Source organism: Streptomyces macrosporus, from assembly GCF_039533145.1.
GTDB lineage: Bacteria > Actinomycetota > Actinomycetes > Streptomycetales > Streptomycetaceae > Streptomyces > Streptomyces macrosporus.
The window spans coordinates 53,015-79,111 of record NZ_BAAASZ010000012.1 but is presented as its reverse complement, the minus strand read 5'-3'; the positions used below and the strand labels follow the sequence as shown (position 1 = coordinate 79,111).

Here is a 26,097-nt window from a genome sequence, read left to right as displayed (position 1 = left end):
CCTCACGGTGTCGCTCTCGGGGTCGCGCTCACGGTCGCGTTCACGGTCGCGGGGAGGACCGCGGGAGTTCCCGCGCGACCTCCCGCGGAGGCTCCTGCGGGGGCTCCAGTTTGACGCCCACGCCGCGCAGCGTGTGGAGGTAGCGGGGGTTGGCGGCCGTCTCGCCGAGCTTCCGGCGCAGCCAGGACAGGTGGACGTCGATGGTCTGGTCGTCGCCGTAGCTCTGCTGCCAGACCTCGGCCAGCAGTTCCCTGCGCGACACGACGACGCCCGGGCGCCGCGCGAGGAAGGCCAGCAGGTCGAACTCGCGGCGGGTCAGGTCCAGGGACCGCCCGTCGAGCACGGCCTGCCGCCGCAGCGGGTCGATGGCCAGTCCGCCGACCCGTATCACCAGGTCCGCGCCGACGCCGCCCTGCGCGCCGCCGCGCGCGCGGCGCAGCACGGCGGCCATCCGGGCGGACAGGTGCTCCACGGAGAACGGTTTCACCAGGTAGTCGTCGGCGCCGTCGTTGAGCAGCCGGACGATCTCCGTCTCGTCGTCCCGCGCCGTGGCGACGATCACCGGGACCTGGGTGATCCCGCGCAGCATCTTCAGCGCCTCGGCCCCGTCGAGGTCGGGCAGGCCGAGGTCGAGGATCACCACGTCGAACTCGTGGTGGGCCACCTCCCGCAGCGCCTCCAGGGCCGTCCCGACGCTGCGTACGGCGTGTGAGGCGTCCGTGAGGTGCCGGATGAGGGCGGAGCGTACGAACTGGTCGTCCTCCACGACGAGAACACGTGCCATGGGCCGCACGTTACGGCATACGCGGACACGTCAAGGAGACGCCTGCGGAAGCAACAAGAATGCGAGCGGACGGAGGGAAGCGGTTAGGGTGCCCGGGATGCGACGAGGACTGACCCACGCGGGAGCGTGGGCACTGGCCACGGGGGCGGCGGTGACGCTGTCCTGGTACGGGGTGCACACCGTGGTGTCGGGGACCTCGTACGACCCGCCGCGCGCCCTGCGGATCTCCGAGGACCCGGTGTCGCCGTCCCCGACCGTCGAGCCCAGGACGGACTCCACCCACCGGCCCAGACCGCCCGCGCCCACGCGCGCGTCCTCGCCCCCCTCGAAGTCCCCCGACCGGCCGGGCGCTTCGGCCTCCCCCGAGCCCTCCCGCACGTCCGGCGACGCCTCGTCCCGGCGGCCCTACGACCCGTCCGGGAACGTGGAGAGCCACAACCTGCGCGGCGGCCGGGTCGCCTTCGACCTGGGTCCGGACTCGGCGACGCTGGTGTCCGCCACACCCCACGCCGGGTGGGAGATGCGGGTCTGGAAGGAGAGCCGGTGGATCCGGGTCACCTTCACCCGGGGCGAGGAGGCGTCGAGCGTCTTCTGCGTGTGGCACGACACCGCGCCGCGGGTGATGGTGGACGAGCACGGCGCCTGAGGGCCGCACCGTGACGGGTACGGGACGGGCGCCGTGACGGGGGGTCAGCGCCGCTGGAAGACCCGCGCGGGCGGCGGTGGCGAGGGGGTCGCGGTGGCGTCGGTGACGGGGACGGCGCCGCCGGTGAAGTCGACGAGCGCCCGGCCGTGTTCGACCCGGCCCGGGTGCGGGTCACCGGCCGCGCGCCGGGTGAGCTCGGCGATGGGCAGCTCCCGGTCGGACGCGGCCAGGACGGCGTTGCCGAAGCGCCGCCCGCGCAGCACGGCGGGGTCGGCGACCAGGCACAGCTCGGGGAAGACCGCGGCGGCCGTGGCCACCTGCGCGCGCAGGTGGGCGAGCGGCGGCCCGTCGGCGAGGTTGGCGGCGTAGAGCCCGCCGGGGCGCAGCACGCGGCGGACCTCGGCGAGGAACTCGGTGCTGGTCAGGTGGGCGGGGGTGCGGGCCCCGCCGAAGACGTCCGCGACGATCAGGTCGGCCCGGCCGTCGGCGATCTTCGCCAGCCCGGCGCGGGCGTCGCCGCCGCGCACCCGTATCCGCCAGGCGCTCTCCAGCGGCAGTTCGCGGCGGACGAGGGCGACCAGCGCGGCGTCCACCTCCACGACCTGCTGGGTGGAGCGCGGCCGGGTGGCGGCGATGTAGCGGGCCAGGGTGAACGCGCCGCCGCCGAGGTGCACCGCCCGCAGAGGGCGTCCGGGCGGGGCGGCCAGGTCGATCAGGTGGCCCAGCCGGCGCTGGTACTCGAAGTCCAGGTACGCGGGGTCGTCGAGGTCGACGTGGGACTGCGGGGCGCCGTCGATCAGCAGGGTCCAGGCGCGCGGCCGGTCCGGGTCGGGCAGGAGCCGGGCCAGTCCTCCGTCGACCGGTTCGCTCACCGGCTCCCTGCTCCGCCTGCCGCCCTCGCGCCGCCGTCCGTTCCTCGCCACGCCGACCAGTATCGCTCCCGCGGGCCGGACGGGCCCGCGGGGCCGGTCAGGGGAGGGTCCGGGGACGGTTCCGGTCGCGCCCCTCGGCGGCGGCGATCGTGCGGGCCGCCTCGCCGAGCGCGGCGCGCAGCCGTGCCGGCTCGGTGGTCCCGGTGTGCGCGTCCTTGGGCGACACCAGCCATCCGGCGCCGGTGATCGGCGGGTCGGCGAGCGGGCCGCCCCGCCGGTAGGTCGGGGTGCAGACGCTGCCCGGCAGGTCCCAGCCGTCCGCGGTGCCGGGCGGCACCAGGAAGCCGAGGGTGTCGCCCGTGCCGTCGTGCAGCACCGGGCCGACGCTGTGGCGCAGTCGCAGGATGTCCACGGCCTCCAGTCCCTGGCGCGCGGGCACCGTCACCAGGTCGTAGGGCGTCTCCGCCGGTTCGGCACCGCCGTTCGGCTCGGGGCGATGCCGGGCGGTCGTCGGACGGCTTCCGGTTCCGTAACCGGTGTCCAGCAAGGGGAACCCCTCCTCCGCGGTCGCTGTACGGAGTACAACGAGCCGTCCTGTCAACCGCTACGGCGCAATGCCGCCGCAAAGGATGGCAGTTCATGGCGGATCACGTGTGGGATATCCCGTTTGTCGGCATAACATGTCGTATCGGTCGCGCGACAGTCGGTACGGTCCCGGCCATGGCGTCGTCACCGTCACCCTCACCGCAGGCGGGACCGGACCGCCGGCCCAACCTCGCCTTCCGGCGGCTGCGCGGGCGGCTCTCCCCGGGGGAGTTCGCGGCGGCCGTCCGCAGGGCGGCCCGGGACATAGGCGAGAACGTCTCCTGCGACGCCCGGTACGTGGGGCGGGTGGAGTCCGGGGAGATCCGGTGCCCCAACTACGCCTACGAGCGGGTGTTCCTGCACATGTTCCCCGGCCGTTCGCTCACCGATCTGGGGTTCGAACCCCGCCAGGCCGTCCGCGGGCGCACCGCGCGCGGACGAGGGGCGTACGGCGGAGAGGGCACCCCCGTGGAAGCCCAAGTGCGCCCCGCTCCCGCCGGGACCCGCCGTCCGACCGGCGGCCCGACCACCCGTCCGACCACCCGTCCGACCGATCGCCCGACCGATGAGGAGAGCGACGTGCTCCGTCGCGCGTTCTTGACCGGCGGCCCGGCCGCCCTGGCGGCAGCGTCCCTGATCCCGACCCTGCTCCCGTCCCCCGAACCGGCCCCGGGCGTCGCCCTCGGGCGGCTCGGGGAGGCCGGGGTGCCGGCCGTCGAGGAGGCCGTGCGCCACATCCGCCTGCTGGACGACCGGCACGGCGCCGACACCCTCTACCGGCGTGCCGGGGAGGCGCTGAGGGGCGCCTACGACCTGCTGGACGCGGGCGCCCACCGACACGCGGCCGGCGACCGGCTGCACGCCGCGACCGGGGAACTGGCCATATCCGTGGGCTGGCTGGCCCACGACTCGGGCCGCTTCGCCGAGGCCCGGCCCCACTACGCCGAGGCCCTGGCCATCGCCCGGGTCACCGGCGACTCCGCGCTGGAGGCGCACGCCTTCTGCAACACCTCCTTCCTGGCGCGCGACGCCGGCCGTCCCCGGGAGGCGGTGCGGGCCGCGCAGGCCGGACAGCAGGCAGCCGCCCCGCTGGGCTCGGCGCGGCTGCTGTCGCTGCTGGCGCTGCGCGAGGCGGGCGGCTGGGCCGGACTCGCGGACCGCGCCGCCTGCGAGGAGTCGCTGGACCGGGCCCGGACGCTGTACGCGCAGGGCCCCTCGGACGCCGACCCGGAGTGGATGAGCTTCTACGGGGAGGCCGAGTTGAACGGGCTGGAGGCGCAGTGCTGGGCGGCGCTGGGCGACCACGGGCGCGCGGCACACCACGCCCGGCGCGCGGTGGCCCTCCAGGATCCGCACTTCGCGCGGAACACCGCGCTGTTCACGGCCGAGTTGGCGGACGACCTCGCCGGCGGGGGCGAGGTCGACGAGGCCGCCCGGAACGCGGGACGGGTGCTGGACCTGCTCCGCCACGTGCGCTCCTCGCGCGTCGAGACGATGGTGGACGGCACCGCCCGGCGGCTGCGCTTCCACCGCGGCACGCCGGCCGTCGCGGAGTTCCTGGACCGGCACGCCGCGTACGTCTCCGCCCGACCGGCCTGACGGCCCGCCCGTTCCCACGGTCCGTCAGGAGCAGCGGTCGGCGGGCCCGTTCACTCCAGGTGGCCGGTGTCGTTCCAACGCTCCAGCGCGGGCTCCCCGTACGCCCACCCCAGGATCGACAGGGCGCCCGGGTCCAGGCGCAGGCGCATCGCGAAGGACGGGTCCTCCCCCAGCCAGCGCGCGCCCAGCACCCGGAGCAGGTGGCCGTGCGCGAACAGGAGCACGTCCCGGTCCTCCGACCGCGCCCAGGCGACCACCTCGTCGGCGCGGGCGGCGAGGTGGTCCAGGCTCTCGCCGTCCACCACGCCGTCGCGCCAGATGACCCAGTCCTTCCCCGTGCGCTTCCCGATCTCGGGGGTGGTCAGCCCCTCGTACGCGCCGTAGTCCCACTCCCGCAGCGCGTCCCAGTCGCGGGCCCGGTCGCCGAAGCCCGCCAGTTCGCAGGTCCGACGCGCGCGGACCAGCGGGCTGGTGCGGACCTCGGCGTCCGGCAGCCCGTTCCAGGGCGCGCCGCGCAGCCGCTCCCCCAGTCGTCCGGCCGCCCGGCGTCCCTCGTCGAGCAGGGGGACGTCGGTGCGGCCGGTGTGCCGTCCGGACCTGGACCATTCGGTCTGGCCGTGCCGGACCAGCAGGATGCGCGGCGCCATGGCGAGTCCTTTCGCGGGAGTGCTCGGTTCCACCGAGGGCGGAACGTTCTGTTCGACCATCGTCGCGCCCGTCCCCGCGAAGACGTCACGCACCCCCTCACCGGTTCGGGCGCGGCGACGTCTCCACCGCCGTCGGGAACGGGGTGGCGATGCTCCGCTTCGAGGAGTGGCCGCGCCCGGACGGCGAACGGCCCCTCGACCGGCCGTTCGGCGGGGAGGCGTGGCCGGGCCCGTCCCGAAGGACCTCAACTCCCCGGTTGTCACAACCGGATGCCACACTTCCCCGGGTGAGCGACATCCCCGACAGCCAACCGACGACAGCCCTGCGCCGGCGGCTCGCCGAGCTGCGCGGCGCCGACGTGGCGCCCCGGCCCCTGGACGCGCGGGCGCTCGCCGCGCTGGCCGCCAATCCCGGCTGCCGCCGCCGGGCCCTGCTGGACGGCGCAGGGGTCGACAAGGGCACGCTGGCCGAACGGCTGGGCTCCCCGGCCCCCTTCGGGCAGTCGCAGTTCGCGTTCGCCCGCGGCCACGCCTTCGAGGCCCGGGTGAAGGGCGACGGCGGCGCCGAGCTGATGCGGCTGGTCCACGCGCGCGTCGGCACGCCGGGCACCCCGGCCCCCGAGCCCGGCGAGGTGGCCGTCCCCGACCTGTCGGCGCCCGGCCCGGAAGGGCGCGCCGAGCGCACCCGGCTCGCCCTGGAGCGGGCCGTGGCCGAGGGCGGCTGGACGCTGCTGGACCACCCGATGGTGACGCTGGAGGTCGCCGGGTCGCCCGTCCACCTGGAGCCCGACGCGGTGGCCGTCCACCCCGACGGACGCCGGACGGTCGTGGAGATCAAGTCCTTCCCCATCCTGGACGGTTCCGCCGACCCCGCGAAGGTCGGCGCCGCGGCCCGGCAGGCGGCGGTCTACGCCCTGGCCCTCCAGGCCCTCGGCGGCCGGGTGGACGAGCGGGCGCTGCTGGTCTGTCCCAAGGACTTCACCAACCTGCCCACCGCCGAGGCCGTCGACCTGCGCAGGCAACTGGCCACCACCCGGCGGCAGCTCGCCCGGCTGACCCGGCTGGAGGAGATCGCCGCCGCGCTGCCGGAGGGGGTCACCTTCGACCCCGCCCGTCCGGCCGACGAGCTGGCCGAGGCCGTCCGGTCCGTTCCGGCGGCCTACGCCCCGCAGTGCCTGTCCACCTGCGAACTGGCCTTCCACTGCCGCGAACGCGCCCGGACGGCGGGGGCCGTGGAGGTCCTGGGCCGCGAGGTGCGCGGGGAGCTGGGCGGGCTGACCACCGTCGAGGCGGTCCTGGCGGCGGCCCGCGGCGGTCCGGACGCCACCGGCGACGGCGGCCCCGACCGGCCGGACGACCCGGCCGTCGCCGCGCTGCGCCGCGCGGCCCGACTGCGGGCCGAGGCCCTGGCGGGGAGGGCCTGATGTCGCTGCTCTCCACGCTGGCCCGGGTGGAGGCCGCCGCGACCGGGCGGGCACGGCCGCTGACGACGGTGCGCCACCGGCACCTGGCCGAGCGGCCCATGGTCCTCGTGCCGCTGACCACCGCCGGCGAGGTCGGCGCCCCGCTGGGGGCGATGGTCGGGACCGACCGGGACGCGCCGCGCCTGCTGGTCGTCCCGCAGCCGCGCGACCGCACCCTCCGCTTCGCCTTCCTCGCCGAGCTGGCCGAGGTCGTCCTGCCCCACCTGGAGTCCGCCCAGGACGCGGTGGAGATCCAGGAGCGCGCCGAGACCGACCCGGAGACCGGGAAGCGGGTGAAGGTGGAGGTCGAGCTGTGCGCGGACGCGCCGCAGCTCGTCGTGCCGAACACGGCGGGGATCTCCTACGTGCGGCTGCTGGGCCGCTCGACGCGCTTCCGCCGCACCGCCGAGGAGGACCCGGACAACCCCTACCCGGCCCCGCCCCGGCTGCCGCTGCTGGGGCGGTGGCTGACGCACTACGGGGAGCGGGCGCGGGTGCCCGGCTCCTCGCTGCTGGTGGCCGTGACGGAGCTGCTGGGCCGCCACTGGGCCACCGGTCAGAGCCGTCTGGAGGACCAGCACCTGGGCGCGCTGCTGGCCTGGATCGAGGCCGGGGAGGGCGCCTCGGGCGCCGAGGCCGCGCGCCGCGTGGAGCTGGCGCGCGACGGCGACGGGGTGCTGCTCACCCCGCCCGCCGGTCCGGCCACCGACCCGGCCTTCGACAACCGCAGGCTGGCCCCGGCCATCGCGCGCCACGACGCGGGGCTGCCCGGCGCCGAGGAGGAGATCCGCGAGCTGGTCGCCTCCCAGCTCCGTCCCACCTGGGACGCGGTGTGGCGGGCCCTGGACCTGCTGCGCGCCCTGCCCCCGGGCTCCCGCGTCGCCGACCGCTGGAAGCGGGACCGCTGGTCCTACACCGCCCACCGCGACCGGCTGCGGGCCGGCGAGCCGCCGCAGCCCCGGCGCGACGACGCGGTGACGGCCGCCCGCAAGCTCGCCGCGCGGGAGACGGCCCTGGCGGAGCTGGCCGCGCAGGAGGCGCTGGACGATCCGCTGGTGATGGCCGAGCGGCGGCTGTCCGGGGAGGCGTTCGCGGGCGAGGTCGTGGAGGTGGTGCCGGCCTTCTCGGAGGGGAAGCGGCCGATGCCGCGCCCGCTGGTCACCGTCCGCTCCGACGACCTGCCGCACCTGGAGGAGGGCGACCGGGTGTACCGGGCCCTGGAGGGCGGGAAGTCGCAGCCGGGCGTGTTCGTCGCCGCTCCCGGACCGGGGCTGTTCACCGTCCGGCTGACCGGCGGGATGGGCCGGGGGAAGGTCCCCGAGCCCGGGTCGGTGCCGGAGAAGGGCGAGACGGTGTGCTGGACGCTCTTCGAGCACGCGCCGCGCGGCGGGCCGGACCTGCCAGCCCCGGAGGAGACGCCGTGGACGCACGGCGGCCCGCCCGACCCCGACGCCCTCGACGCACCCGACCCCGTGACGGCGGAGGACCTGCTGTGACCGACACCGCGCTCGACGCCACGACCGCCCTCGACCCCGGCACGGCCGCCGCGGCGGCGACCGAGGCGATCCTGCGGGACACCCTCTCGGGCGCCCACCGGGGCGTGGTCGTGGACTCGCCGCCCGGCGCCGGGAAGACCACGCTGGTGGTCCGCGCGGCGCGCGAACTGGCCGCCACCGGACGGCCGTTGATGATCGTCGCCCAGACCAACGCCCAGGTGGACGACCTCGTGGACCGGCTGGCGACCGCCGATCCGGACCTGCCCGTGGGCAGGCTGCACAGCAGCGAGGCCCAGCCGTACGACCCCGTGCTGGACCGGCACCCCTCGGTGGTGAAGTCGGCGCGGATCGCGGATCTGGCCGGGCTGGACGTGGTGGTCTCCACGGCCGCGAAGTGGGCGCACGTCAGGGGCGCGGGGCCGTGGGAGCAGGCCATCGTGGACGAGGCGTACCAGATGCGGTCCGACGCGCTGCTGGCCGTCGCCGGGCTGTTCGAGCGCGCGCTGTTCGTCGGCGACCCGGGCCAGCTCGACCCGTTCAGCCAGGTCGCCGCCGAGCAGTGGGCGGGGCTGTCGTACGACCCGTCGGCCAGCGCGGTGACCACGCTGCTGGCGCACAACCCCGGTCTGCCCGTGCACCGGCTGCCGGTCTCCTGGCGGCTGCCGGCCTCGGCCGCGCCGCTGGTGTCGCGGGCGTTCTACCCGTACACCCCGTTCCGCAGCGGCACCGGGGAGGGCGAGCGGCGGCTGGAGTTCTCGGCGCCCTCGGACGGCTCGTCCGTGGACCGGGTGCTGGACGAGGCGGCCTCCGCCGGGTGGGGGCTGCTGGAGCTGCCCGCCCGCCACACCCCGCGCACCGATCCGGAGGCGGTCGCGGCGGTGGCCGCCGTGGTGCGGCGGCTGCTGGAGCGCGGGGGGCGGGCGTTCGGCGAGCGCTCGGAGGAGCCCGCGCCGGTGACCGCCGACCGGATCGCGGTGGGCACCGCTCACCGGGACCAGGCGGCGGCGGTCCGCGCGGCGCTGGCCTCCCTGGGCGTCACCGGGGTCACGGTGGACACGGCGAACCGGCTCCAGGGCCGGGAGTTCGACGTGACGGTGGTGCTCCACCCGCTGTCGGGCCGCCCGGACGCCACGGCCTTCCACCTGGAGACGGGGCGGCTGTGCGTCCTGGCCTCGCGCCACCGGCACGCCTGCGTGGTGGTCTGCCGCGCGGGCGTCGCCGAACTGCTGGACGAGCACCCCTCGGCCGAGCCGGTCCAGCTCGGTGTCACGGTGAAGTTCCCGGACGGCTGGGAGGCCAACCACGCCGTCCTGGCCCACCTGGCGGACCACGCCGTCCGCTGGTGACCCGCCGGCGCGCGCGTGTCGGCAGAAGCCGATGGAAGCCGCTGGAAGCCGCTGGAAGTCTGTGGGAGAGGTCACTCGGGCGGACGCCGGGCGGGCACAGGAGGGACAATGAGACGTTGTCCACAACCGACGGAGGTAGTTTCATGCCCGAGCCGAAACCGGCTCCGGAACCGGGCGGCGAGCCGCGTCGCATGCGGCCCGCACCGCTGCTCTTCGAGCCGCCGGACGCCACGGCGGACCCCGAGCACTTCTTCGACCTGGAGTCCATCGAGGACCCGCGCGAGCTGCTCGACCGCGCCACGGAACTGGCGCTGGCCTTCCGGGCGGCGGCGGACCGGGCCATGGAGTTCCAGGCCGTCGCGGCCGCCCAGCTCGCCGATCCCAAGCGTTTCGACCGGTTGACCGACGAGGCGATCGCCGAGCAGGCGGAGTGGACGGCCGACTACGCCCGCAAGATGATCGAGTTCGGCCGCGAGCTGATGGCGGACCGTACCCCCTAGTAATGACCAGGGCCACGACCCCCGGCATATGCAAAGGGCGGACCCTACCGGACGTGACCGCACCACGTCCCGTTTTCCGCGATTTCCGGGGGCTGTACACCGATCGTCGGTGACTCTGGGTCGCATGACCGACACCGCCGCGTATGTGACTCCGGCCGGAGCCGACTGGCTCGCCTCCGCCAGCGCGTTCCCGCGCAGCGTCCACGCCCTGTGGTCGGTGCGTCCCGGCGCTCCCGGTGTGTTGCCCTGCGGCACGGCCTTCGACGTGGTCAGCGTCGGCACGCTGTTCGGCCGACGGATGCTGGACCGACTGTGGGCCGCCGGGCCGGGCACCGGACCGGTCGCCCTCCACGCCGGACGGATGCTGCTGTTCGCCGAGCCCGGCACCGCCCAACGACTGCCCGCCCTGCTGCGCTGGCGGGAGTGGCAGGGCGCCGGTTCCGGGAAGGGCTCCGGTTCCGGCGCGGGTGCCGACCGGGCCGCGGAAACGATCCCTCCGCTGCTCTGCTACGGCCTCGGGGACGCCGTGACCGTCCCTCCTCCGGTGCCCGGCGAAGGCTGCCCGCCGGGCACCCGCTGGCTGGTCGCCCCGGACGTCCGCCACCCCTGGCTGCCGGGCGCGGAGGCTCTGTTGTGGGCCTGCGTACGAGCCGCGCGCTCCGGTGACGCGGGGCGCGGGAGCGGCCACGGACGCGCGGTGGAGCGGGGGCCCGGAAACGGGCGCGACCTGCCGATTTCCGCTCCATCGGACCAGGGTGCTAAGGTCTACCACGTCAGCAGGCGCCGCTAGCTCAGTTGGTTAGAGCAGCTGACTCTTAATCAGCGGGTCCGGGGTTCGAGTCCCTGGCGGCGCACAGACGGTCGAAGGCCCTCGCGGGAGCGGGGGCCTTTCGGCTGTCCCGCTCCCGCCGTGTTCCGCGGGGGCCGCCCGGCGTCGCTCACGGCGACGCTCCCGGCACTCCCCGCACGGAGACCTCCACGCTCCAGCCCGTCGCCGTCCTGTCGCCGACGGCCACCCGGACCCTGCTCCCGTCGGCGTCCACCTCCATGCTCTCCCCCGGCCCCAGCGGCGCGTCGGCCAGCGGCGGGTAGACCGAGAGCCCGCCGCAGGCGTCGCTGTCGGGGTGGGCGTCCAGCACCCGGATGGGGCCCTCCGCCGAGGCGACGTCGTTGCGCACCCGGTACACCAGCACCCCGCTGGAGCAGGTGGTGACGTCGTTGCCGCTCGGCTCCCGGGCCTCGATCGCCAGCACCTCGCCGCGGCCCGTGCGGACCACGATCAGCCGGGTGTCGGACGTGCCGGGCAGGTCGCCGTCCCGGCGCGGGGCGCTGACCGCGCGCAGGGCGTGCCGGGTGGCGCCGGTCTCGACACGGCAGTCGATCGCCCGGCCGTCCAGCCAGCCCAGCTTCCACTTGTGCCAACCGAAGGGCTCCGGGGCCAGTCCGAACTGGCTGCCCATGAGGTCCCAGTCGCCGACGTGGGTGTCCCAGTCGCCGTCGTTCTCCTCGGGCTGGTGGTAGAGGTCGGGCAGGTCGAACAGGTGCAGGGTCTCGTGGGCGAGGACGTTGCGGTCCGGCGGGTGCTTCTCGAAGACCGTCACGACACGGCGGAGTTCGGTGCCGTCCACGGTGATGGGGCGGTCGAGGTTGACGACCTTGGTGGCGTCGGAGTTCACCCCGGGGGCGTCGGGGTCGGCGACGAGGTAGACGATGTCGTACGCGCCGAAGTCCACGTGCGGGTCGGCGGCGGTGACGGCGTCCTGGAGGTAGGCGGCGCGCAGGTCCGGCGCCCAGTCGCGCTGTATCCCGTACGCCCGCGAGTCGGCTCCCATCTCGAGCCAGCGCGCCACGGGGCGCGGGCGCAGCGTGAAGGTGCCGTAGGAGGCGCGCTCGAAGAACTCTGAGGTCTCGGGGAAGTAGTCGGCGACGAGCCGGTCGGGGGTGGTGGCCGGCCGCGACTCCGGGAAGGACAGGAAGACCATCAGGGCGTCGAGCGTCCGGTCGGGCCGGGGGTAGTCCGGATGCCAGGTGTCCAGTCCCTCGGAATGGTGGGTTCCGGTCCGCTCCAGGGCACAGGAGTCGGCGGTCGCCGCGACGGCGACCGGCCCCGCCACCAGGCTCGTGCCGATCAGCGCGGAGAGCGAGGTGAGCACCGCCCCGACCCTGCGGAACCGCGGGTCGGAGCAGAAGCCCCCCGGCCGGGGTGCGCGCCCCCGCCCCCCGTCGGTCCGATCGGCCCAGCGCGTCCTCCGCACATCGTCCTCCCGCATGGTGTCGGGGCACGGTGCCCGCTTGGGGGGCACGGCACCCACTGTGTGCCTTCCGCCCCCCGCGTGCCCCGTTCCGGTAGGCCGTACGAGTGAGCCCCCACAGCATCACCGTGCGTAACAATCGGTCATCATCGGTCGTTGTCGCGAAGCTGCCGCGCAGGAACGATCAGCCTCTCGAAAACACGTCCGCAGACTCCGCCACATGGCCCCCGAACACTTCGCGCGACACTGGCTCGGTCGCCCGATAAGCCTCTATGATCGCCACATTTCCAGGGCGGATGCCCCAGCGAGCGCGGCGGCCCACCGCCCGGGCCATCCGCGTCAGACGAGTCCCCTGCGGGAGCGATCGGTGAATGGACCCCTCGACGGACCGGGCACGAAACCAGGTGACAGTCCCGGCACGGCAGCGCCCACCGTCACCGACAGTAGTGATCCCTCGGGCCTCAGGCCCCCTGCCTGCCCCGACGTCCCGTCCGACGTCGCCCTCGATCCGGCGGCGTTCCGCGCCGCCTTCGAGGCCGCCCGGCTCGCGATGGCCGTGATCGACGGCGAGGGCCGCGTCCTGGCCGCCAACCACGCCCTCGGCCGGCTGCTGGGCTCCCCCGCCGCCGAACTCACCGGCACGCCCGTGACCGCCCTGGCCGGGCTCGGCCTCGACGACCGCGCCCGCGACGACTGCCAGGCCGTCCTGGAGGGGCGCAGCGAGGGGATGATCCGCACCCGCCGGCTCAAACACGGGGACGGCCGTTCGGTGTGGGCCGAGGTCACCGTGGTGCCCACCGGGCGGCCCGGGAGCCGGGGCGGCACCGCCCTGCTCTCCGTCGCCGACGTCAGCGAGCGCCGCGACCTCCAGGAGCGGCTGCGCCATCTGGAGATGCACGACCCGGTCACCCGGCTGCCCAACCGCGCCCTGTTCTTCGAGCGGCTGTCCACCGCGCTCGCCGAGTCCACCACCGGCCGGATCGGGCTGTGCTACCTGGACCTGGACGGCTTCAAGGCCGTCAACGACACCCTCGGCCACCGCGTCGGCGACCGGCTCCTGGACGAGGTCGCCCAGCGGCTGCGCCGGTGCGCCGAGCCGGGCGGACACCTGGTGGCGCGGCTGGGCGGCGACGAGTTCGCCCTGCTCGCCGAGGCGTCGACCGGTACGCAGCCGCTGACCGAGCTGGCCGAGGAGGTGCTGGCCGCCCTCCAGCAGCCCTTCGACCTGGCCGGGCAGCGGCTGGCCGTCTCCGCGAGCATCGGGGTGGTGGAGCGGCCCGCCGCGGGCACGTCCGCGACGGAGCTGATGCAGGCGGCCGACACCACGCTCTACTGGGCCAAGGCGGACGGCAAGGCCCGCTGGACCCTCTTCGACCCCGAGCGCAACGCCCACCGGATGACCCGCCAGGCGCTCTCCAGCACGCTGCGTCCGGCGCTGGAGAGGGGCGAGTTCGCGCTGGAGTACCAGCCGATCGTCTCGCTCCACGACGAGTCGCTCACCGGGGTGGAGGCGCTGGTGCGCTGGCACCACCCGCAGCTCGGCACGCTCGGCCCCAACCAGTTCATCGGGCTCGCGGAGGAGAACGGCGCCATCGTCCCGCTGGGCCGCTGGATCCTCGCCGAATCGTGCCGCCAGGCCCGCCGCTGGCAGCTCGAACACCCCGATCGGCCGCTGTACGTCAGTGTGAACGTGGCCGTACGCCAGGTGTGGGACTCCGATCTGGTGACGGACGTCGCCGCGATCCTGGAGGAGACGGGGCTGCCCTCGGGGCTGCTCCAGCTGGAGCTGACCGAGTCGGCGGTGATGGGGTCGGCGGGACGGCCGCTGAAGGCGCTCCAGGCGCTCTCCGCGATGGGGGTGCGCATCGCGATCGACGACTTCGGCACCGGCTACTCCAACCTCGCCTACCTCAGCAGGCTCCCGGTGCGCGGGCTGAAGCTGGACGGCCTGTTCGTCCGCGGGTTCCGCGCCGCCCGCCCCCTCAACCCGGCGGACGAGACGATCGTCACCTCACTGGTCCAGCTCGCCCACAACCTGGGCCTGACGGTCACCGCCGAGTGCGTCGAGGGCCCCGCCCAGGCCGACCGGCTGCGCCGGATCGGCTGCGACACCGGCCAGGGGTGGCACTACTCCAAGCCGGTGCCGCCGGACCGCATCAGTCAGTTGCTGGTGGGAGACGGCAGGCCGTAGGCGTCCGCGACCAGCTCGTAGCTGCGCAGGCGCGCCGCCATGCCGTGCGCCTGCGAGGTGAGCATCAGCTCGTCGGCGCCGGTGCGCTTGGCCAGGGCGTCGAGACCGTCGCGGACCTCCTCGGCCGTGCCGTACACGATGGTGGACAGCCAGCCGCGCACGAAGTCGCGCTCCGCCTCGCCCATGGTCCGCTCGTACTCCTCGGCCTCCTCGGGCGTGGGGACCAGGCCCGGACGTCCCGTGCGCAGCCGCAGCATCGACAGGGCGCCGGTCATCACCTGGCGGTGCGCCTCGCTCCCCTCGTCCGCCGCCAGCGCCGAGACGCCGATCAGGGCGTACGGCTCGTCCAGCACCTCGGAGGGGCGGAACGAGGACCGGTACAGGTCCAGGGCGGGGAGGGTGTTGGCCGCGGAGAAGTGGTGGGCGAACGCGAAGGGCAGGCCCAGCCGGCCGGCGAGCTGCGCGCTGAAGCCGGAGGAGCCCAGCAGCCACACCGGCGGCCGGTTCGCCGACTGCACCCCGCCGGGCACGCTCCCCTGGACCGGGCCGGGGACGGCGTGGATGCGGGAGTAGGGGTGGGCGTCGGGGAAGTCGTCGTCGAGGAAGCGGATCAGCTCGGCGAGCTGGCTGGGGAACTGGTCGGCCACCTCGTGCGGGCGGTCGGTGCGCCGCAGGGCCGCGGCCGTCGCCCCGTCGGTGCCGGGCGCACGGCCCAGGCCGAGGTCGATCCGGCCGGGGGCGAGCGCCTCCAGGGTGCCGAACTGCTCGGCGATCACCAGGGGCGCGTGGTTGGGCAGCATCACCCCGCCCGAGCCGAGGCGGATGGTGGTGGTGTGCGCGGCGAGGTGGGCCAGGATGACGGCGGGCGAGGAACTGGCGACACCGGGCATGGAGTGGTGCTCGGCCACCCACAGGCGGTGGTAGCCGCGGCGCTCGGCGAGCCTGGCGATCTCGACGGAGGTGCGCAGGGCGTCGGAGGCGGTGCTGCCGGCGCCGACGGTGGCGAGGTCGAGCACGGACAGGGGGACGGGAGCGGTGCCGCGGGCGGTGCCCCGTACCGGGTCGCCGCCGGTCCGGCCCTTCCCGGCCTCGTCGTTCCGCTCCTCGTCGTTCCTCGACTCGTCGCCGGTCACCGGGTCCATCGGGGGCTTCCTCCTCGCATGTGCTGGTTGCGCCAGGAGACAAGCCCTCGGAGCGGGGTTTTATTCCTCCGACACCCTTCCGTGACATGCGCCACCCCGCCGTCGAGAACGTCGCGGCGGGCTCGGGCGCGCGGCCGTCGGGGGAATGTCGGGGAATTCCGCGGCGCGCCCTTTCCCCGTTTGTCCGGTGACACGTCGGTGAAACGCCGCGTCATTTCGGACCCTGTCCGTCGATTTCCCCGTCAATACCGACGCAACGGACAGCGGCGCGGACGAGCCCGCAACACCCGGATCAAGGGCCGGAAACGATCGGCATATTTTTCGAGGACTCGGGTAGTGGCGCGCCCATGGCTCCACCCCATAGAAACAAGATCGGAAAAACGGAAAGCGACGGAAATCACAGGGCCGCGACACGCTCCGCCACGGGAATGGGCAGACGTTCGCTGCTCGCGGGCCTGGCCGCCCTCGCGGTGACGGGCGTGGCCGGATGCAGTCGGGTTCCCGGTCCCGCGGAGGGCGGCGAGAGCCTGCTGGAACGGCTGCGCGCCCAGGGGACCGTGCGCGTGGGCATCGCGGGCGAGGTCCCCTACGGCTACATCGACAAGAACGGCGAACTGACCGGCGAGGCGCCGGAGCTCGCGAAGGTCATCTTCAAGCGGCTGGGAGTGGAGGACGTCGTCCCGGTGCCGACCGAGTTCGGCTCGTTGATCCCGGGGCTGCGCTCGCAGCAGTTCGACGTGGTCTCCGCGGGCATGTACATCAATCCCGAACGTTGTGAGCAGGTCATCTTCGCCGACCCCGAATACGTCATGCTCGACGCCTTCATCGTCCCCAAGGGCAATCCGAAGGGGCTGAACACCTACGAGGACATCGTCGAGAAGGGCGCGAGAATGGCCACCGGCACCGCGTACGCCGAGATCGACTACGCGGTCGCGGCCGGGGTGAGGCGTGACGACATCCTCATCCTGCCCGACCAGGTCGCCGGGCTGGCCGCCGTCGAGCAGGGCCGTGTGGACGTGTTCGCCGGGACCTCGCTGACCGTCCGCCAGGTGGTGGAGAACAGCGACCGGGCCGAGGCCACCGAGCCCTTCCAGCCCGTGGTGGACGGCGAGCCGGCGATCGGCGCCGGCGGCTTCGCGTTCCGCCCCACCGCCACGGACCTGCGCGACGCCTTCAACAGGGAGCTGCGCGAGCTCAAGAGGAGCGGCGAACTGCTGGAGATCATGCGGCCCTTCGGGTTCACGGAGGACGAGATGACCGACCTGACCGCGAAGGAGCTGTGCTCATGACCTGGGCCCTGTGGGAGTCCTACATGCTGCCCGGCGTCTGGATCACCGTCCAGGTCACGGTGTACAGCGCGGCGCTGGCCGCGGTGGTCGCCTTCGCCGTCGGCACGGCGCGCACCTCCCGGCTGTGGATCGTGCGCTTCCTCTCCGGCGCGTACTTCGAGATCTTCCGCGGCGCCTCGGCGCTGGTGTTCATGTTCTGGCTGTTCTTCGCGCTGCCGATCGCCGCCGGTTGGCAGCTCGTCCCCCTGTGGGCGGGCGTGCTGGCGCTGGGCCTGACCTACGGCGCGTACGGCTCGGAGATCGTGCGCGGCGCGCTGGCCGCGGTCTCCCCCGCCCAGCGCGAGGCCGGGATCGCCCTGAGCTTCACCCGGTGGCAGCGGCTGCGGCGCATCGAACTGCCGCAGGCGTGGCCGGAGATGGTCCCGCCGTTCAACAACCTCGCCATCGAGCTGTTGAAGGGCACCGCCCTGGTCTCGGTGATCAGCGTCGCCGACATGACCTTCGCGGCCAACCTCATCCGCTTCACCACCAACGACAGCGCCCCGATCTACACGCTCCTGCTGCTGATGTACTTCGTGCTGGCCTTCGTCGTCACCCGCGGCATGCGGCTGCTGGAGCGCAGGGCCAAGGCCGGGGTCGGGCAGGCGCCGCCGCCGCGCCGCGGCCTGATGGGCGGTCTCTCCCGCCGGACGGCGACCGGCGACGCCGCCGGTGACGCCGTCACCGGCGCCGCCGCTTCGGGAGGTGCCCGGTGAACTGGGACTGGAACGTCGTCTCCGAGTTCCTGCCGCGCTTCTGGGACGGGGTGGTCCTCACCCTCCAGGCCCTGGTGCTCGGCAGCCTGCTGGCCTTCACCCTCGGCCTGGTGTGGGCCGTCGCGCAGCGCTCGGCGCGGGCGTGGATCCGGGTGCCGGTGACCGCGGTCACCGAGTTCGTCCGCAACACCCCGCTGCTGGTGCAGCTGTTCTTCCTCTTCTACGTGGTGCCCGAGTGGGGTCCGAGCATGTCCCCGCTGGCGACGGGCGTGCTCGGCCTCGGCCTGCACTACTCGACGTACACCGCCGAGGTCTACCGGGCCGGCATCGACGGCGTGCCCAAGGGCCAGTGGGAGGCGGCCAAGGCGCTCAGTCTGCCGCCGACCCGCACCTGGGGGGCGGTGATCCTGCCGCAGGCGATCCGCCGCGTGGTGCCCGCGCTGGGCAACTACGTCATCGCCATGCTGAAGGACTCGCCGCTGATCGCGATCATCGGTGCCCTGGAGATGCTCGGCGAGGCGCGCGCCTACGGCTCCGAGACCTTCCGCTTCCTGGAGCCGATCACCGTCGTCGGCCTCGCCTTCATCGCCATCGCCTACCCGGCTTCCCTCCTCCTCCGAACCCTGGAGCGTCGTCTTGTCCGCTGAGCCCATCCACGAGAACGCCATCGAGCGCGCCGCCGCGGACGGCCGCGAACTGATCCGCTTCGACAAGGTCACCAAGCGCTTCGGCGACCACGTCGTCCTGGACCAGCTCGAATTCAGCGTCTCCGCGGGGAAGCACGTCACCCTCATCGGACCGTCGGGATCGGGCAAGACCACGATCCTGCGGCTGCTGATGACCCTCACCAGGCCCGACGAGGGCACCATCACCGTCGACGGCGAGTACCTCACCCACGAGGAGAAGGGCGGCAGGCTCGTCCCCGCCGGCGAGAGGCACGTCCGCGAGGTGCGCAAGAAGATCGGCATGGTCTTCCAGCAGTTCAACCTCTTCCCCAACATGAAGGTGCTGCGGAACGTCACCGAGGCGCCGGTCCACGTCCTGGGCCTGGGGAAGGAGGAGGCCGAACAGCGGGCGCGCGAACTGCTGGAGACGGTCGGTCTGGCCGACCACCTCGACAAGTACCCCTCGCAGCTCTCCGGCGGCCAGCAGCAGCGCGTGGCCATCGCCCGCGCGCTGGCCATGCGGCCGCAGGTGCTGCTGCTGGACGAGGTCACCTCGGCGCTCGACCCCGAGCTGGTCGCCGGGGTGCTGGACGTCCTGCGGGACATCGCGCACACCACGGACATCACCATGCTCGTCGTCACCCACGAGATGAACTTCGCCCGCGACATCTCGGACGAAGTGCTGATGTTCAACGAGGGCAAGGTGATCGAATCCGGTCCACCGGAGAAGATCTTCAACGACCCGGACCACGAGCGCACCCGGGAGTTCCTGGGTGCGGTCCTCTGACCGGTCCGGTCGCCGCGGCGTGAAGGGCCGCGGCCCGCCACGAGACCGGCGACCGCCCGCGGACTCCCGCCGCGGGCGGTCGCACCGCCCGAGGGGGGCACCGTGACACTGCTGCACTCTCCCGGGGACCACTCCCCGGAGCATCCGGAGGTGCCGGCGCGTCTGCTGCCGGTGCGGCACGCGCTGCGCGTGCTGGAGGCGGTCGCCGGACACGAGGGGGGCGTGAGCGAGGAGCGGCTGGCCGCCGAGACGGGCCTGCCGCCCGCCTACCTGGCCACGCTGCTGTGGACGCTGCGCCGCGAGGGGTACCTGGACCGTCCGGAGGACGGCACCCATGTCGCCGGCGAGGCGCTGTCCCGGCTCGGCGGCGCCGGCGCCCGGGGGACCGGCGGCACCCGGCCCGGCCGGGTCCGCGGGAGCGGCGGCGGTCTGGGGCCGGCGCTGCGCGAGCGGCTGCGGTGGACGCTCGCCCGGCTGCGGGACTCGATCGGCGCGGCGGTCTACCTGGGCCTGTACCGCGACGGCGAGGTGGAGGTCGTCCTGTGCGCCGACAGCCCCCGGACCCCCGCGATCGACGAGTGGGTGGACTTCCGCGCCGCCGGGCACGCCACCGCGGTCGGCAAGTGCCTGCTGGGGCAGCTGGACCACGGCGCGCGCCGGGACCACCTGGACCGGCATCCGCCCGCGCGGCTGACCCCGCGCACGATCACCGACACCAGGGTGCTGCTCGACCTCCTGGACCGGCAGCCGCCGACCGTGCCGGTCCTGGACGTCCAGGAGTACGCGACCGACACGGTCTGCGCGGCCGTCCCGGTCACGGTCGGGTCGACCGTCGGCTCCCTGGCGCTGTCCCTGCCGGTCGAGCACGCCCACCGGCTGCGGCGGGCCGCCGAGGCGTTGAACGAGCAGGCCGTCCGGGTCGTGCTCCCGCTCACCCTGTGAGCCCCGGCCGGCCGTGGCGTCGGGCACCCCTCGGGACCGGGTAGTATGGAGGCACGACAGCGCGTCCGGAGCCCTTCCGGAACGCGACTGCCGACCAGGCGCCGCTAGCTCAGTTGGTTAGAGCAGCTGACTCTTAATCAGCGGGTCCGGGGTTCGAGTCCCTGGCGGCGTACCGTGACCGAAGGCCCCTCGCCCTCCGCGAGGGGCCTTCGGCGTGCCGCCGTCAGGACCGGGTGTCGCGCGAGCCGTCCACGGCGGGGGTGTTCCCGAACTTGTCGACGGCCTGGTAGTAGACCCAGGCGGTGCTGTCGCAGGACGTCTTGGTGGCACCGCTGTAGCGGGCGCACACCCGCTTGAGGTCGGCGTAGAAGGCGTCGTCCAGACGGGCCTTGTTGGCGTCGAAGGCGCCGATGGCCTTGTAGTTGCGGTAGCCGAAGTCGTGGCGCGCGCAGGCGGTCTGGAAGGGGAAGCCGAAGGGGTTGTCGGGCGAGGTGCTGCAGTAGTCGGTGGACCAGTCGAAGCCGTAGGCGCCCCAGGCGCCCTGGTTGTTTCTCGCGGCCAGCCAGGCGTTGTAACTGGTCGCGCTGGTCTGGGTCCAGGAGGCGAGCACCTGGGGCTTGTCGGCGGGGGCCGCCGAGGCGGAGCCCGCCAGGCCGAGCGCGGTGGGCAGGGAGAGGGCGGCGGCGGCCAGGGACACGACGGATCGGCGGCGCATGGGGAACCTCCGGGTGCGGGGGTGGGGGGACGCCTCACCGGGGTTCCGTGAGGCGCGGTGATCCTTCCGGCAGGGGTATCACCGGCGCTCACTGCTGTCATGTACAGAACCGGACAGTGGACCGATCTCCGCTTCTCGTTGGCCGAAAATCGACCATGCAGGAGACCGACATACGGCACGCGGCGCCCCGGAACGCACCAGAGGGGGCGGGCCCTCGACGGACCCGCCCCCTCCCGTCCGGAGCGCGGCTCAGAACGTCACGTCGGAGCAGGCGTAGAAGGCGTTGGCCGTGTCGTGGACGGTCCAGACGCCCAGGATGAGGTGCCTGCCGGACTTGTTGGTCGGGATGGTGCCCTGGTGGCTCTCGGTGAAGGCGGGCTGACGGCCGCCCATGTGCACCGTCATGAACGGCTGCGGCTCCAGGGAGGCCCGGGTGAGCGGCTTGGTCGGGTCCCAGCCGTCCTTGGTGATGTAGTACTTGAAGTCGGTGGTGCGGTGCGGGGCCGTCATCTTCCAAGTGAAGGTGAAGCCCTGGCCGGGACGGAGTTGGGTCGCGGGCCAGTTGCCGCCGCGCGGGTCGTCGAGCTGCGCGAACGCGGCGTTGCCGGCCGAACAGATCTTGCCGTCGGCGGGACCGGCGGCCGGGAAGCCCTTGGGGCCCTCGACGCTCTGAGGCTCCCACTGGATGGAACCGCAGTTGGTCACGGTGCCGTTGGCGCAGTACGCCTGCCGACTCATGGGCGACTGGGTGTAGCCGTGCCCCTGGGCGCTGCCGCCGGTCGCGAGCACCGTCGTGGCGGCGACACCGAAACCGACCAGGGCAGTGGTGATCCTTTTGCGCATCCTTCGCTCCTGAACGTGGGGGGTCTTGTGGCCCGTGGGGGGCGGGCACGCGGAAGACTGCGGTCTAGACCAAGTCAGACCGTAGCCTTTCCCGTTAGTCATGTCCAGACCAATGGAATGCGCGCTTCACCCAGGGCGCGCCCTTCGACGCCTCGACGATCTCCGCGTTGGGCATGTCATTGGTCCGGACCCATTCCCGCGCCTCCTCGGGCGTCCGGCCCCCCGCCACCTGGCGCTCCACCAGCCGCCGTCGACGCTCCTCCGGGTCGGCGTCCACGTACCACACCTCGTCCATCACCCCACGCGCCTCGGACCAACCGGGCAGCTCACAGGCCAGGTAGTTGCCCTCGGTCACCACCAGCTCTGCGCCGGGGCGGACCACGTGCCGGGCCGCGACCGGCTCGTCCAGGGTCCGGTCGAAGTCGGGTACGTAGATGTCGTGGTCACCTTCGACCACCAGACGCCTCAACAAGGCGACGTATCCGTGGACGTCGAAGGTCGGCGGGGAACCCTTGCGGGAGGTCAGGCCCAGCCGTTCCAATTGGGCGTTGGACAGGTGGAAGCCGTCGAGCGGAACGTACGCCGCCGCCAGGGGCCCGTACCGCCGGCGAAGCCCCTCCACCAGCGCCCGCGCCAGCGTGGACTTGCCCGCGCCGGGCGGCCCGGCGAGGCCGAGCACGGCCCGCGCGCCTTCCTTACGATCCGTCAGATCCCGTGCCGAATCCAGTAGTTCATCGGTACGCATGATCGTGAACGGTAACGTCTCGGACATCAGTGCCACATTGACGCGTCTTGGCCGCCGCCGATAATTTTCTGCGCATTGTCCGGTGGGGAGGGGGCCTCGGCACGAGGCACCGCCGGACGCGTCTGGGGGGACGTATTCGTGTTGTCCGCTGTCCTGGTGGCAGCGTCCTGCGTGCTGCTCGTGGCCGCCACACTCCAGTTGTGGTGGATGATGCACGCCTGGCGCACACCCGACACTCTGCGCCGCACCACCTTCCGTGAGCCCGACGGGGCCCACCACCACTCCTTCTCGCTCCTCGTACCGGCACGCCACGAGGAACGGGTGCTCGGCCACACCGTCGAGCAGATGCTCCGCTGCGAGCACACCGACTTCGAGATCATCCTCATCGTCGGCCACGACGACCCCGGCACCGCGGCCATCGCCCACCGGCTCGCCGAGGAGCACCCCGAGCGGGTCCGGGTGGTCACCGACACCCACGCGGCGAAGAACAAGCCGCGCGCGATGAACACCGCGCTCCCGCACTGCCGCGGGGACATCGTGGGCGTCTTCGACGCCGAGGACATCGTCCATCCCGAACTGCTCACCCACGTCGACGCCGCGTTCCGCGGCACCGGCGCCGACGTGGTGCAGGCCGGCGTCCAGCTGATCAACTACGACAGCGACTGGTACAGCGTCCGCAACTGTCTGGAGTACTTCTTCTGGTTCCGCAGCCGGCTGCACCTGCACGCCGCCAAGGGCTTCATCCCGCTCGGCGGCAACACCGTCTTCGTCCGCACCGACCTGCTGCGCGCCACCGGCGGCTGGGACGGGAACTGCCTGGCCGAGGACTGCGACCTGGGCGTACGGCTGTCCAGCAACGGCGCGCGGACGGTGGTCGCGTACGAGGCCGGGCTGGTCACCCGCGAGGAGACCCCGGACTCCCTCGGCGGCCTGTTCCGGCAGCGCACCCGCTGGAACCAGGGCTTCCTCCAGGTGCTGCGCAAGGGCGAGTGGCGACGGCTGCCCTGGCGGCAGCGGATGCTGGCCCGCTTCACGCTGTGGACGCCGTTCTTCCAGGCGTTCACCGGGCTGATGACCGCCATCGGCCTGTTCATCGCCCTCACCGGCGGAATCCCCCTGCCCATCTCGCTCTTCGCCTGGCTGCCGGTGCTGCCCATGGGCGTCATGCTCGTCTTCGAGTGCGTGGGGCTCCACGACTTCGGGCGGCAGTACGGGTTCCGCGTCCGACCGGTCCACTACGCCCGGCTGGTCCTCGGGACGCCCCTGTACCACCTGGTCCTGGCCGCCGCGGCGGCCAGGGCGGTGTGGCGGGAGTACACCGGCCGCACCGACTGGGAGCTGACCCGCCACGTCGGCGCCCACCTCGGCCGCGACGAACGCTCGGACGAGCACCGCGACGAGCACCGCGACGAGCGCGTTCCCGCCTGAGCCCGGCCGCCCCTCCCCCGGCCGGTGCGGGCCCGACGACGCGCCCGCACCGTCGCCCCACGCATCGATCCGTCACGCCCGTACCGGCGTCCGCGTCGGGCCGCCGCGCGCCCGCGCCGCCGCGCGCACCCGACACCACCGCTCACAGGAGTGTCCCGTGACCGTGCTCCAACAGCCTCCCGACGACACCCTCGCCGACCCGACCGCCCCACGCGGCGACCCGGGCGGCGCGGACGGTGCCCCCGCGGGCGCCTCCTCCGCCTCCCCGCGCCGGCGCGGGGACCTTCCGCTCGCCCTCGTGCTCACCGCCCTGGTGACGGTCGTCCAGGCGTGGAACCTGGGCGCCTTCCCCGGCGTCGGCGACGACGAGGGCACCTACCTCGCCCAGGCGTGGGCCGTGCGCACCGGCGAGGGCCTGGCCCACTACACCTACTGGTACGACCACCCGCCCGTCGGCTGGCTCCACCTCGCCGCCCTCTCCTGGCTCCCCGAACTGCTCCTGCCCGACCTGGCCTCGGTCGCCGCGGGCCGCGTGGTGATGCTGGTCCCGACGGCGGTGAGCTGCCTGCTCGTGGCGGCCCTGTGCCGCCGGATGGGGATGCGCCGCTGGACGGCCGCCCTGGCCCTGCTGCTCTTCGGCCTCTCCCCGCTGTCGATCACGATGCACCGGCAGGTCTACCTCGACAACATCGCCGTCCCCTGGATGCTCGCCGCCTTCGTGCTGGCGCTCTCGCCGCGCCGCCACCTGTGGCACCACATCGCGGCCGGCGTCTGCGCCTCGGTGTCGGTGCTGTCGAAGGAGACGATGGTCCTGGTCCTGCCCGCGCTGCTGTACGCGCTGTACCAGGGCAGCGACCGGACCACCCGCGCCTTCTCCTTCGCCGGGACGATCACCGCCTTCGCGCTGACCGTGGTCGTCTACCCGCTGTACGCGCTGCTGCGCGGCGAACTGCTGCCCGGCGAGGGCCACGTCTCGCTGTGGGACGGCATCGCCTTCCAACTCGCCGACCGCGCGGGCTCGGGCGCGATGTGGCAGGAGGGCACCGGCTCGCGGCAGGCCCTGGAACAGTGGCTGGCCGCCGACCCCGTCCTGCCGGTGGCCGGCTGCGCGGCGGCGGTGCTCGCCCTGGCGGTGCGGCGGGTGAGACCGGCCGCGGTCGCGGTGCTGCTCCTGGTCGCGGTGGCCCTGCGCCCCGACGGCTACCTGCCGCAGATGTACGTCATCCAGCTCCTGCCGTTCCTCGCCGTCTGCCTCGCCGGAGTCGCCGACGCCGCGACCCGCCTGACGGCCCGTACGGCCGCCGGCGCCCGGCCGGCGCCGCGCCTGGCCGCCGCGCTCGCGGTGCCGGCGCTGGTGGCGGTCGGCTGCGCGCTGCTGGTCGCGCCGCGCTGGTACGACGGCGACCGGACGGCCACCACGGCCCGCGGCAACAGCGCCTACGAGCAGGCCGCCCGCTGGCTGCGCACCTCCCTGCCCGGCGACACCCCCGCCGAGCGGGCGCGGCAGCGGATCGTCGTGGACGACACGCTCTGGCTGGACGCGGTCCGGGGCGGCGCCGAACCGGGGCTGGGCGCCATCTGGTTCTACAAGGTCGACCTCGACCCGGCCGTCACCAGGGCCCTGCCCCGCGGCCACCGCGACCTGGACTACATCGTCTCCTCGCCGATCGTCCGCACCGACCGCAACCACCTGCCCATCGTCCGCGCGGCCCTGCGGGACTCCACCGTGGTGGAGGTCTTCGGCTCCGGCGACGACCGCATCGAGATCCGCCGGATCGGAGACGACCGCCCATGAACCCTGCCCCCTCCCCGCCGGAGGTCGACGGCGAACCCGCCCCGGCCCGTCCGCCGCTGCCGATCCCGCCACCGCCGCCGGTCTCGGCGCCGCGCCGGCCCGAGCCCGCCGCCCGGACGCGCCCGCGCGCCCGGCCGCGGTCGGCGCGGGGCCGCGCCGTCGGGTTCGGCCTGATCGGGCTCTCCGGCTTCCTGCCCAACCTCGGGGTGCTGTGGCTGCTCACCTCGCCCGCCGGGATGCACGAGGCACCGGCCGTCGTCCTGGCCAACCAGGCCGGAATCTTGTGGAACTTCCTGCTCACCGACCGGCTGCTGTACGGCGGGACGCCCGCGGCGCCGCCCCGCCCCGCCGGGCTGCGGCTGTTGTCGTACACCGCCGTCAACAACGCCGACCTGCTCGTCCGCGTACCGCTGACCACCTGGCTGGTGTCCGGCCTCGACTGGCCTCCCGTGCCCGTGTCCGGCGCGCTGCTGCTCGCCTTCGCGGCGGCGCGCTTCCTGCTCGTGGACCGGCTCCTGTACCGCGCCCACCGGCCGGACCCGCTCGAACCGCCCTCCACCGACCAGATCCCAGAGCCGACGACGCACCACACGAGGAGCTGAAGGAGCGA

The 26,097-nt window shown here is 74.0% G+C and carries 25 protein-coding genes and 2 tRNA genes; 18 read left to right on the top strand and 9 right to left on the bottom strand.

Going from position 1 to position 26,097, the window contains the following annotated elements; all coding sequences use genetic code 11:
- Positions 1 to 40 precede the first annotated feature (40 nt).
- Positions 41 to 784 (bottom strand): response regulator transcription factor, encoded by a 744-nt coding sequence (locus tag ABD335_RS07480; protein ID WP_344321307.1) that lies wholly within the window; start codon positions 782 to 784, stop codon positions 41 to 43.
- Between the two features lie 97 nt (positions 785 to 881).
- On the opposite strand from ABD335_RS07480, the gene ABD335_RS07475 reads away from it, so the two are divergent.
- Positions 882 to 1,430 (top strand): hypothetical protein, encoded by a 549-nt coding sequence (locus ABD335_RS07475; RefSeq protein WP_344321306.1) that lies wholly within the window; start codon positions 882 to 884, stop codon positions 1,428 to 1,430.
- Positions 1,431 to 1,474: 44 nt separating this feature from the next.
- Here ABD335_RS07475 and ABD335_RS07470 read toward each other — a convergent pair whose 3' ends face one another.
- Both ABD335_RS07470 and ABD335_RS07465 read right to left on the bottom strand, forming a co-directional pair.
- Positions 1,475 to 2,353: a spermidine synthase gene (locus ABD335_RS07470; RefSeq protein WP_344321305.1), complete on the bottom strand. Its 879-nt coding sequence runs from the start codon at positions 2,351 to 2,353 to the stop codon at positions 1,475 to 1,477.
- Positions 2,354 to 2,399: 46 nt separating this feature from the next.
- Positions 2,400 to 2,849, bottom strand: coding sequence for a hypothetical protein (locus ABD335_RS07465; RefSeq protein ID WP_344321304.1), 450 nt, complete (start codon positions 2,847 to 2,849; stop codon positions 2,400 to 2,402).
- Between the two features lie 173 nt (positions 2,850 to 3,022).
- Here ABD335_RS07465 and ABD335_RS07460 point away from each other — a divergent pair, with 173 nt between their 5' ends.
- Positions 3,023 to 4,486, top strand: a complete 1,464-nt coding sequence (locus ABD335_RS07460) for a tetratricopeptide repeat protein (protein WP_344321303.1) — start codon at positions 3,023 to 3,025, stop codon at positions 4,484 to 4,486.
- 50 nt (positions 4,487 to 4,536) lie between these two features.
- On the opposite strand, the gene ABD335_RS07455 is transcribed toward ABD335_RS07460, so the two are convergent.
- Positions 4,537 to 5,133 carry a histidine phosphatase family protein gene (locus ABD335_RS07455; protein WP_344321302.1) on the bottom strand — a complete coding sequence of 199 codons (597 nt, stop codon included), beginning with the start codon at positions 5,131 to 5,133 and terminating at the stop codon, positions 4,537 to 4,539.
- A gap of 287 nt (positions 5,134 to 5,420) precedes the next feature.
- Here ABD335_RS07455 and ABD335_RS07450 point away from each other — a divergent pair, with 287 nt between their 5' ends.
- The 6 genes from ABD335_RS07450 (at position 5,421) to ABD335_RS07425 (ending at position 10,792) form a co-directional block, all read left to right on the top strand.
- Entirely contained in the window at positions 5,421 to 6,557 is a 1,137-nt protein-coding gene (locus ABD335_RS07450; RefSeq protein WP_344321301.1) for a hypothetical protein, read from the top strand.
- A complete protein-coding gene (locus ABD335_RS07445; protein ID WP_344321300.1) occupies positions 6,557 to 8,092 on the top strand; it encodes a hypothetical protein in 1,536 nt (511 codons plus the stop codon). Before ABD335_RS07450 ends, ABD335_RS07445 begins: the two co-directional genes overlap by 1 nt.
- Entirely contained in the window at positions 8,089 to 9,438 is a 1,350-nt protein-coding gene (locus ABD335_RS07440) for an AAA domain-containing protein (RefSeq protein ID WP_344321299.1), read from the top strand. Before ABD335_RS07445 ends, ABD335_RS07440 begins: the two co-directional genes overlap by 4 nt.
- 143 nt (positions 9,439 to 9,581) lie before the next feature.
- The gene (locus ABD335_RS07435) at positions 9,582 to 9,938 is read left to right on the top strand and encodes a hypothetical protein (protein WP_344321298.1); all 357 of its coding nucleotides are present in this window, start codon (positions 9,582 to 9,584) and stop codon (positions 9,936 to 9,938) included.
- A gap of 124 nt (positions 9,939 to 10,062) precedes the next feature.
- The gene (locus tag ABD335_RS07430) at positions 10,063 to 10,728 is read left to right on the top strand and encodes a bifunctional DNA primase/polymerase (RefSeq protein WP_344321297.1); all 666 of its coding nucleotides are present in this window, start codon (positions 10,063 to 10,065) and stop codon (positions 10,726 to 10,728) included.
- Positions 10,719 to 10,792 (top strand) — tRNA-Lys (locus tag ABD335_RS07425). Before ABD335_RS07430 ends, ABD335_RS07425 begins: the two co-directional genes overlap by 10 nt.
- A gap of 84 nt (positions 10,793 to 10,876) precedes the next feature.
- Here ABD335_RS07425 and ABD335_RS07420 read toward each other — a convergent pair.
- The gene (locus tag ABD335_RS07420) at positions 10,877 to 12,241 is read right to left on the bottom strand and encodes a M6 family metalloprotease domain-containing protein (RefSeq protein ID WP_425583564.1); all 1,365 of its coding nucleotides are present in this window, start codon (positions 12,239 to 12,241) and stop codon (positions 10,877 to 10,879) included.
- Positions 12,242 to 12,557: 316 nt separating this feature from the next.
- Between ABD335_RS07420 and ABD335_RS07415 the strand changes: the two genes are divergently transcribed.
- Positions 12,558 to 14,381, top strand: a complete 1,824-nt coding sequence (locus tag ABD335_RS07415) for a putative bifunctional diguanylate cyclase/phosphodiesterase (RefSeq protein WP_344321295.1) — start codon at positions 12,558 to 12,560, stop codon at positions 14,379 to 14,381.
- Here ABD335_RS07415 and ABD335_RS07410 read toward each other — a convergent pair.
- The gene (locus tag ABD335_RS07410) at positions 14,351 to 15,523 is read right to left on the bottom strand and encodes an LLM class flavin-dependent oxidoreductase (protein ID WP_344321294.1); all 1,173 of its coding nucleotides are present in this window, start codon (positions 15,521 to 15,523) and stop codon (positions 14,351 to 14,353) included. The genes ABD335_RS07415 and ABD335_RS07410 overlap by 31 nt on opposite strands.
- Positions 15,524 to 15,951: 428 nt before the next feature.
- Between ABD335_RS07410 and ehuB the strand changes: the two genes are divergently transcribed.
- The 6 genes from ehuB (at position 15,952) to ABD335_RS07380 (ending at position 20,133) form a co-directional block, all read left to right on the top strand.
- Positions 15,952 to 16,812, top strand: a complete 861-nt coding sequence (gene ehuB, locus ABD335_RS07405; RefSeq protein ID WP_344321293.1) for an ectoine/hydroxyectoine ABC transporter substrate-binding protein EhuB — start codon at positions 15,952 to 15,954, stop codon at positions 16,810 to 16,812.
- Entirely contained in the window at positions 16,809 to 17,567 is a 759-nt protein-coding gene (ehuC, locus tag ABD335_RS07400; RefSeq protein ID WP_344321292.1) for an ectoine/hydroxyectoine ABC transporter permease subunit EhuC, read from the top strand. The genes ehuB and ehuC overlap by 4 nt, the downstream gene beginning before the upstream one ends.
- Positions 17,564 to 18,214 (top strand): ectoine/hydroxyectoine ABC transporter permease subunit EhuD, encoded by a 651-nt coding sequence (gene ehuD, locus ABD335_RS07395; RefSeq protein WP_344321291.1) that lies wholly within the window; start codon positions 17,564 to 17,566, stop codon positions 18,212 to 18,214. The genes ehuC and ehuD overlap by 4 nt, the downstream gene beginning before the upstream one ends.
- Entirely contained in the window at positions 18,204 to 19,019 is an 816-nt protein-coding gene (gene ehuA, locus ABD335_RS07390) for an ectoine/hydroxyectoine ABC transporter ATP-binding protein EhuA (protein WP_344321290.1), read from the top strand. The genes ehuD and ehuA overlap by 11 nt, the downstream gene beginning before the upstream one ends.
- 102 nt (positions 19,020 to 19,121) lie before the next feature.
- Positions 19,122 to 19,961: an IclR family transcriptional regulator gene (locus ABD335_RS07385; protein WP_425583563.1), complete on the top strand. Its 840-nt coding sequence runs from the start codon at positions 19,122 to 19,124 to the stop codon at positions 19,959 to 19,961.
- Positions 19,962 to 20,059: 98 nt separating this feature from the next.
- Positions 20,060 to 20,133, top strand: a tRNA-Lys gene (locus ABD335_RS07380).
- A gap of 51 nt (positions 20,134 to 20,184) precedes the next feature.
- On the opposite strand, the gene ABD335_RS07375 is transcribed toward ABD335_RS07380, so the two are convergent.
- The 3 genes from ABD335_RS07375 to ABD335_RS07365 all read right to left on the bottom strand — a co-directional run bounded on the left by ABD335_RS07375 (position 20,185) and on the right by ABD335_RS07365 (position 22,264).
- On the bottom strand, positions 20,185 to 20,676 hold the full coding sequence (locus ABD335_RS07375; protein WP_344321289.1) for a phospholipase: 492 nt from the start codon (positions 20,674 to 20,676) through the stop codon (positions 20,185 to 20,187).
- 249 nt (positions 20,677 to 20,925) lie between these two features.
- Positions 20,926 to 21,519 (bottom strand): lytic polysaccharide monooxygenase auxiliary activity family 9 protein, encoded by a 594-nt coding sequence (locus tag ABD335_RS07370; RefSeq protein ID WP_344321288.1) that lies wholly within the window; start codon positions 21,517 to 21,519, stop codon positions 20,926 to 20,928.
- 94 nt (positions 21,520 to 21,613) lie between these two features.
- Positions 21,614 to 22,264 carry a nucleoside/nucleotide kinase family protein gene (locus ABD335_RS07365; RefSeq protein ID WP_344321287.1) on the bottom strand — a complete coding sequence of 217 codons (651 nt, stop codon included), beginning with the start codon at positions 22,262 to 22,264 and terminating at the stop codon, positions 21,614 to 21,616.
- Positions 22,265 to 22,402: 138 nt separating this feature from the next.
- Here ABD335_RS07365 and ABD335_RS07360 point away from each other — a divergent pair, with 138 nt between their 5' ends.
- The 3 genes from ABD335_RS07360 (at position 22,403) to ABD335_RS07350 (ending at position 26,089) form a co-directional block, all read left to right on the top strand.
- On the top strand, positions 22,403 to 23,692 hold the full coding sequence (locus tag ABD335_RS07360; RefSeq protein ID WP_344321286.1) for a glycosyltransferase: 1,290 nt from the start codon (positions 22,403 to 22,405) through the stop codon (positions 23,690 to 23,692).
- Positions 23,693 to 23,849: 157 nt separating this feature from the next.
- Positions 23,850 to 25,487, top strand: coding sequence for an ArnT family glycosyltransferase (locus tag ABD335_RS07355; protein WP_344321285.1), 1,638 nt, complete (start codon positions 23,850 to 23,852; stop codon positions 25,485 to 25,487).
- The gene (locus ABD335_RS07350) at positions 25,484 to 26,089 is read left to right on the top strand and encodes a GtrA family protein (protein ID WP_344321284.1); all 606 of its coding nucleotides are present in this window, start codon (positions 25,484 to 25,486) and stop codon (positions 26,087 to 26,089) included. Before ABD335_RS07355 ends, ABD335_RS07350 begins: the two co-directional genes overlap by 4 nt.
- Positions 26,090 to 26,097 lie beyond the last annotated feature (8 nt).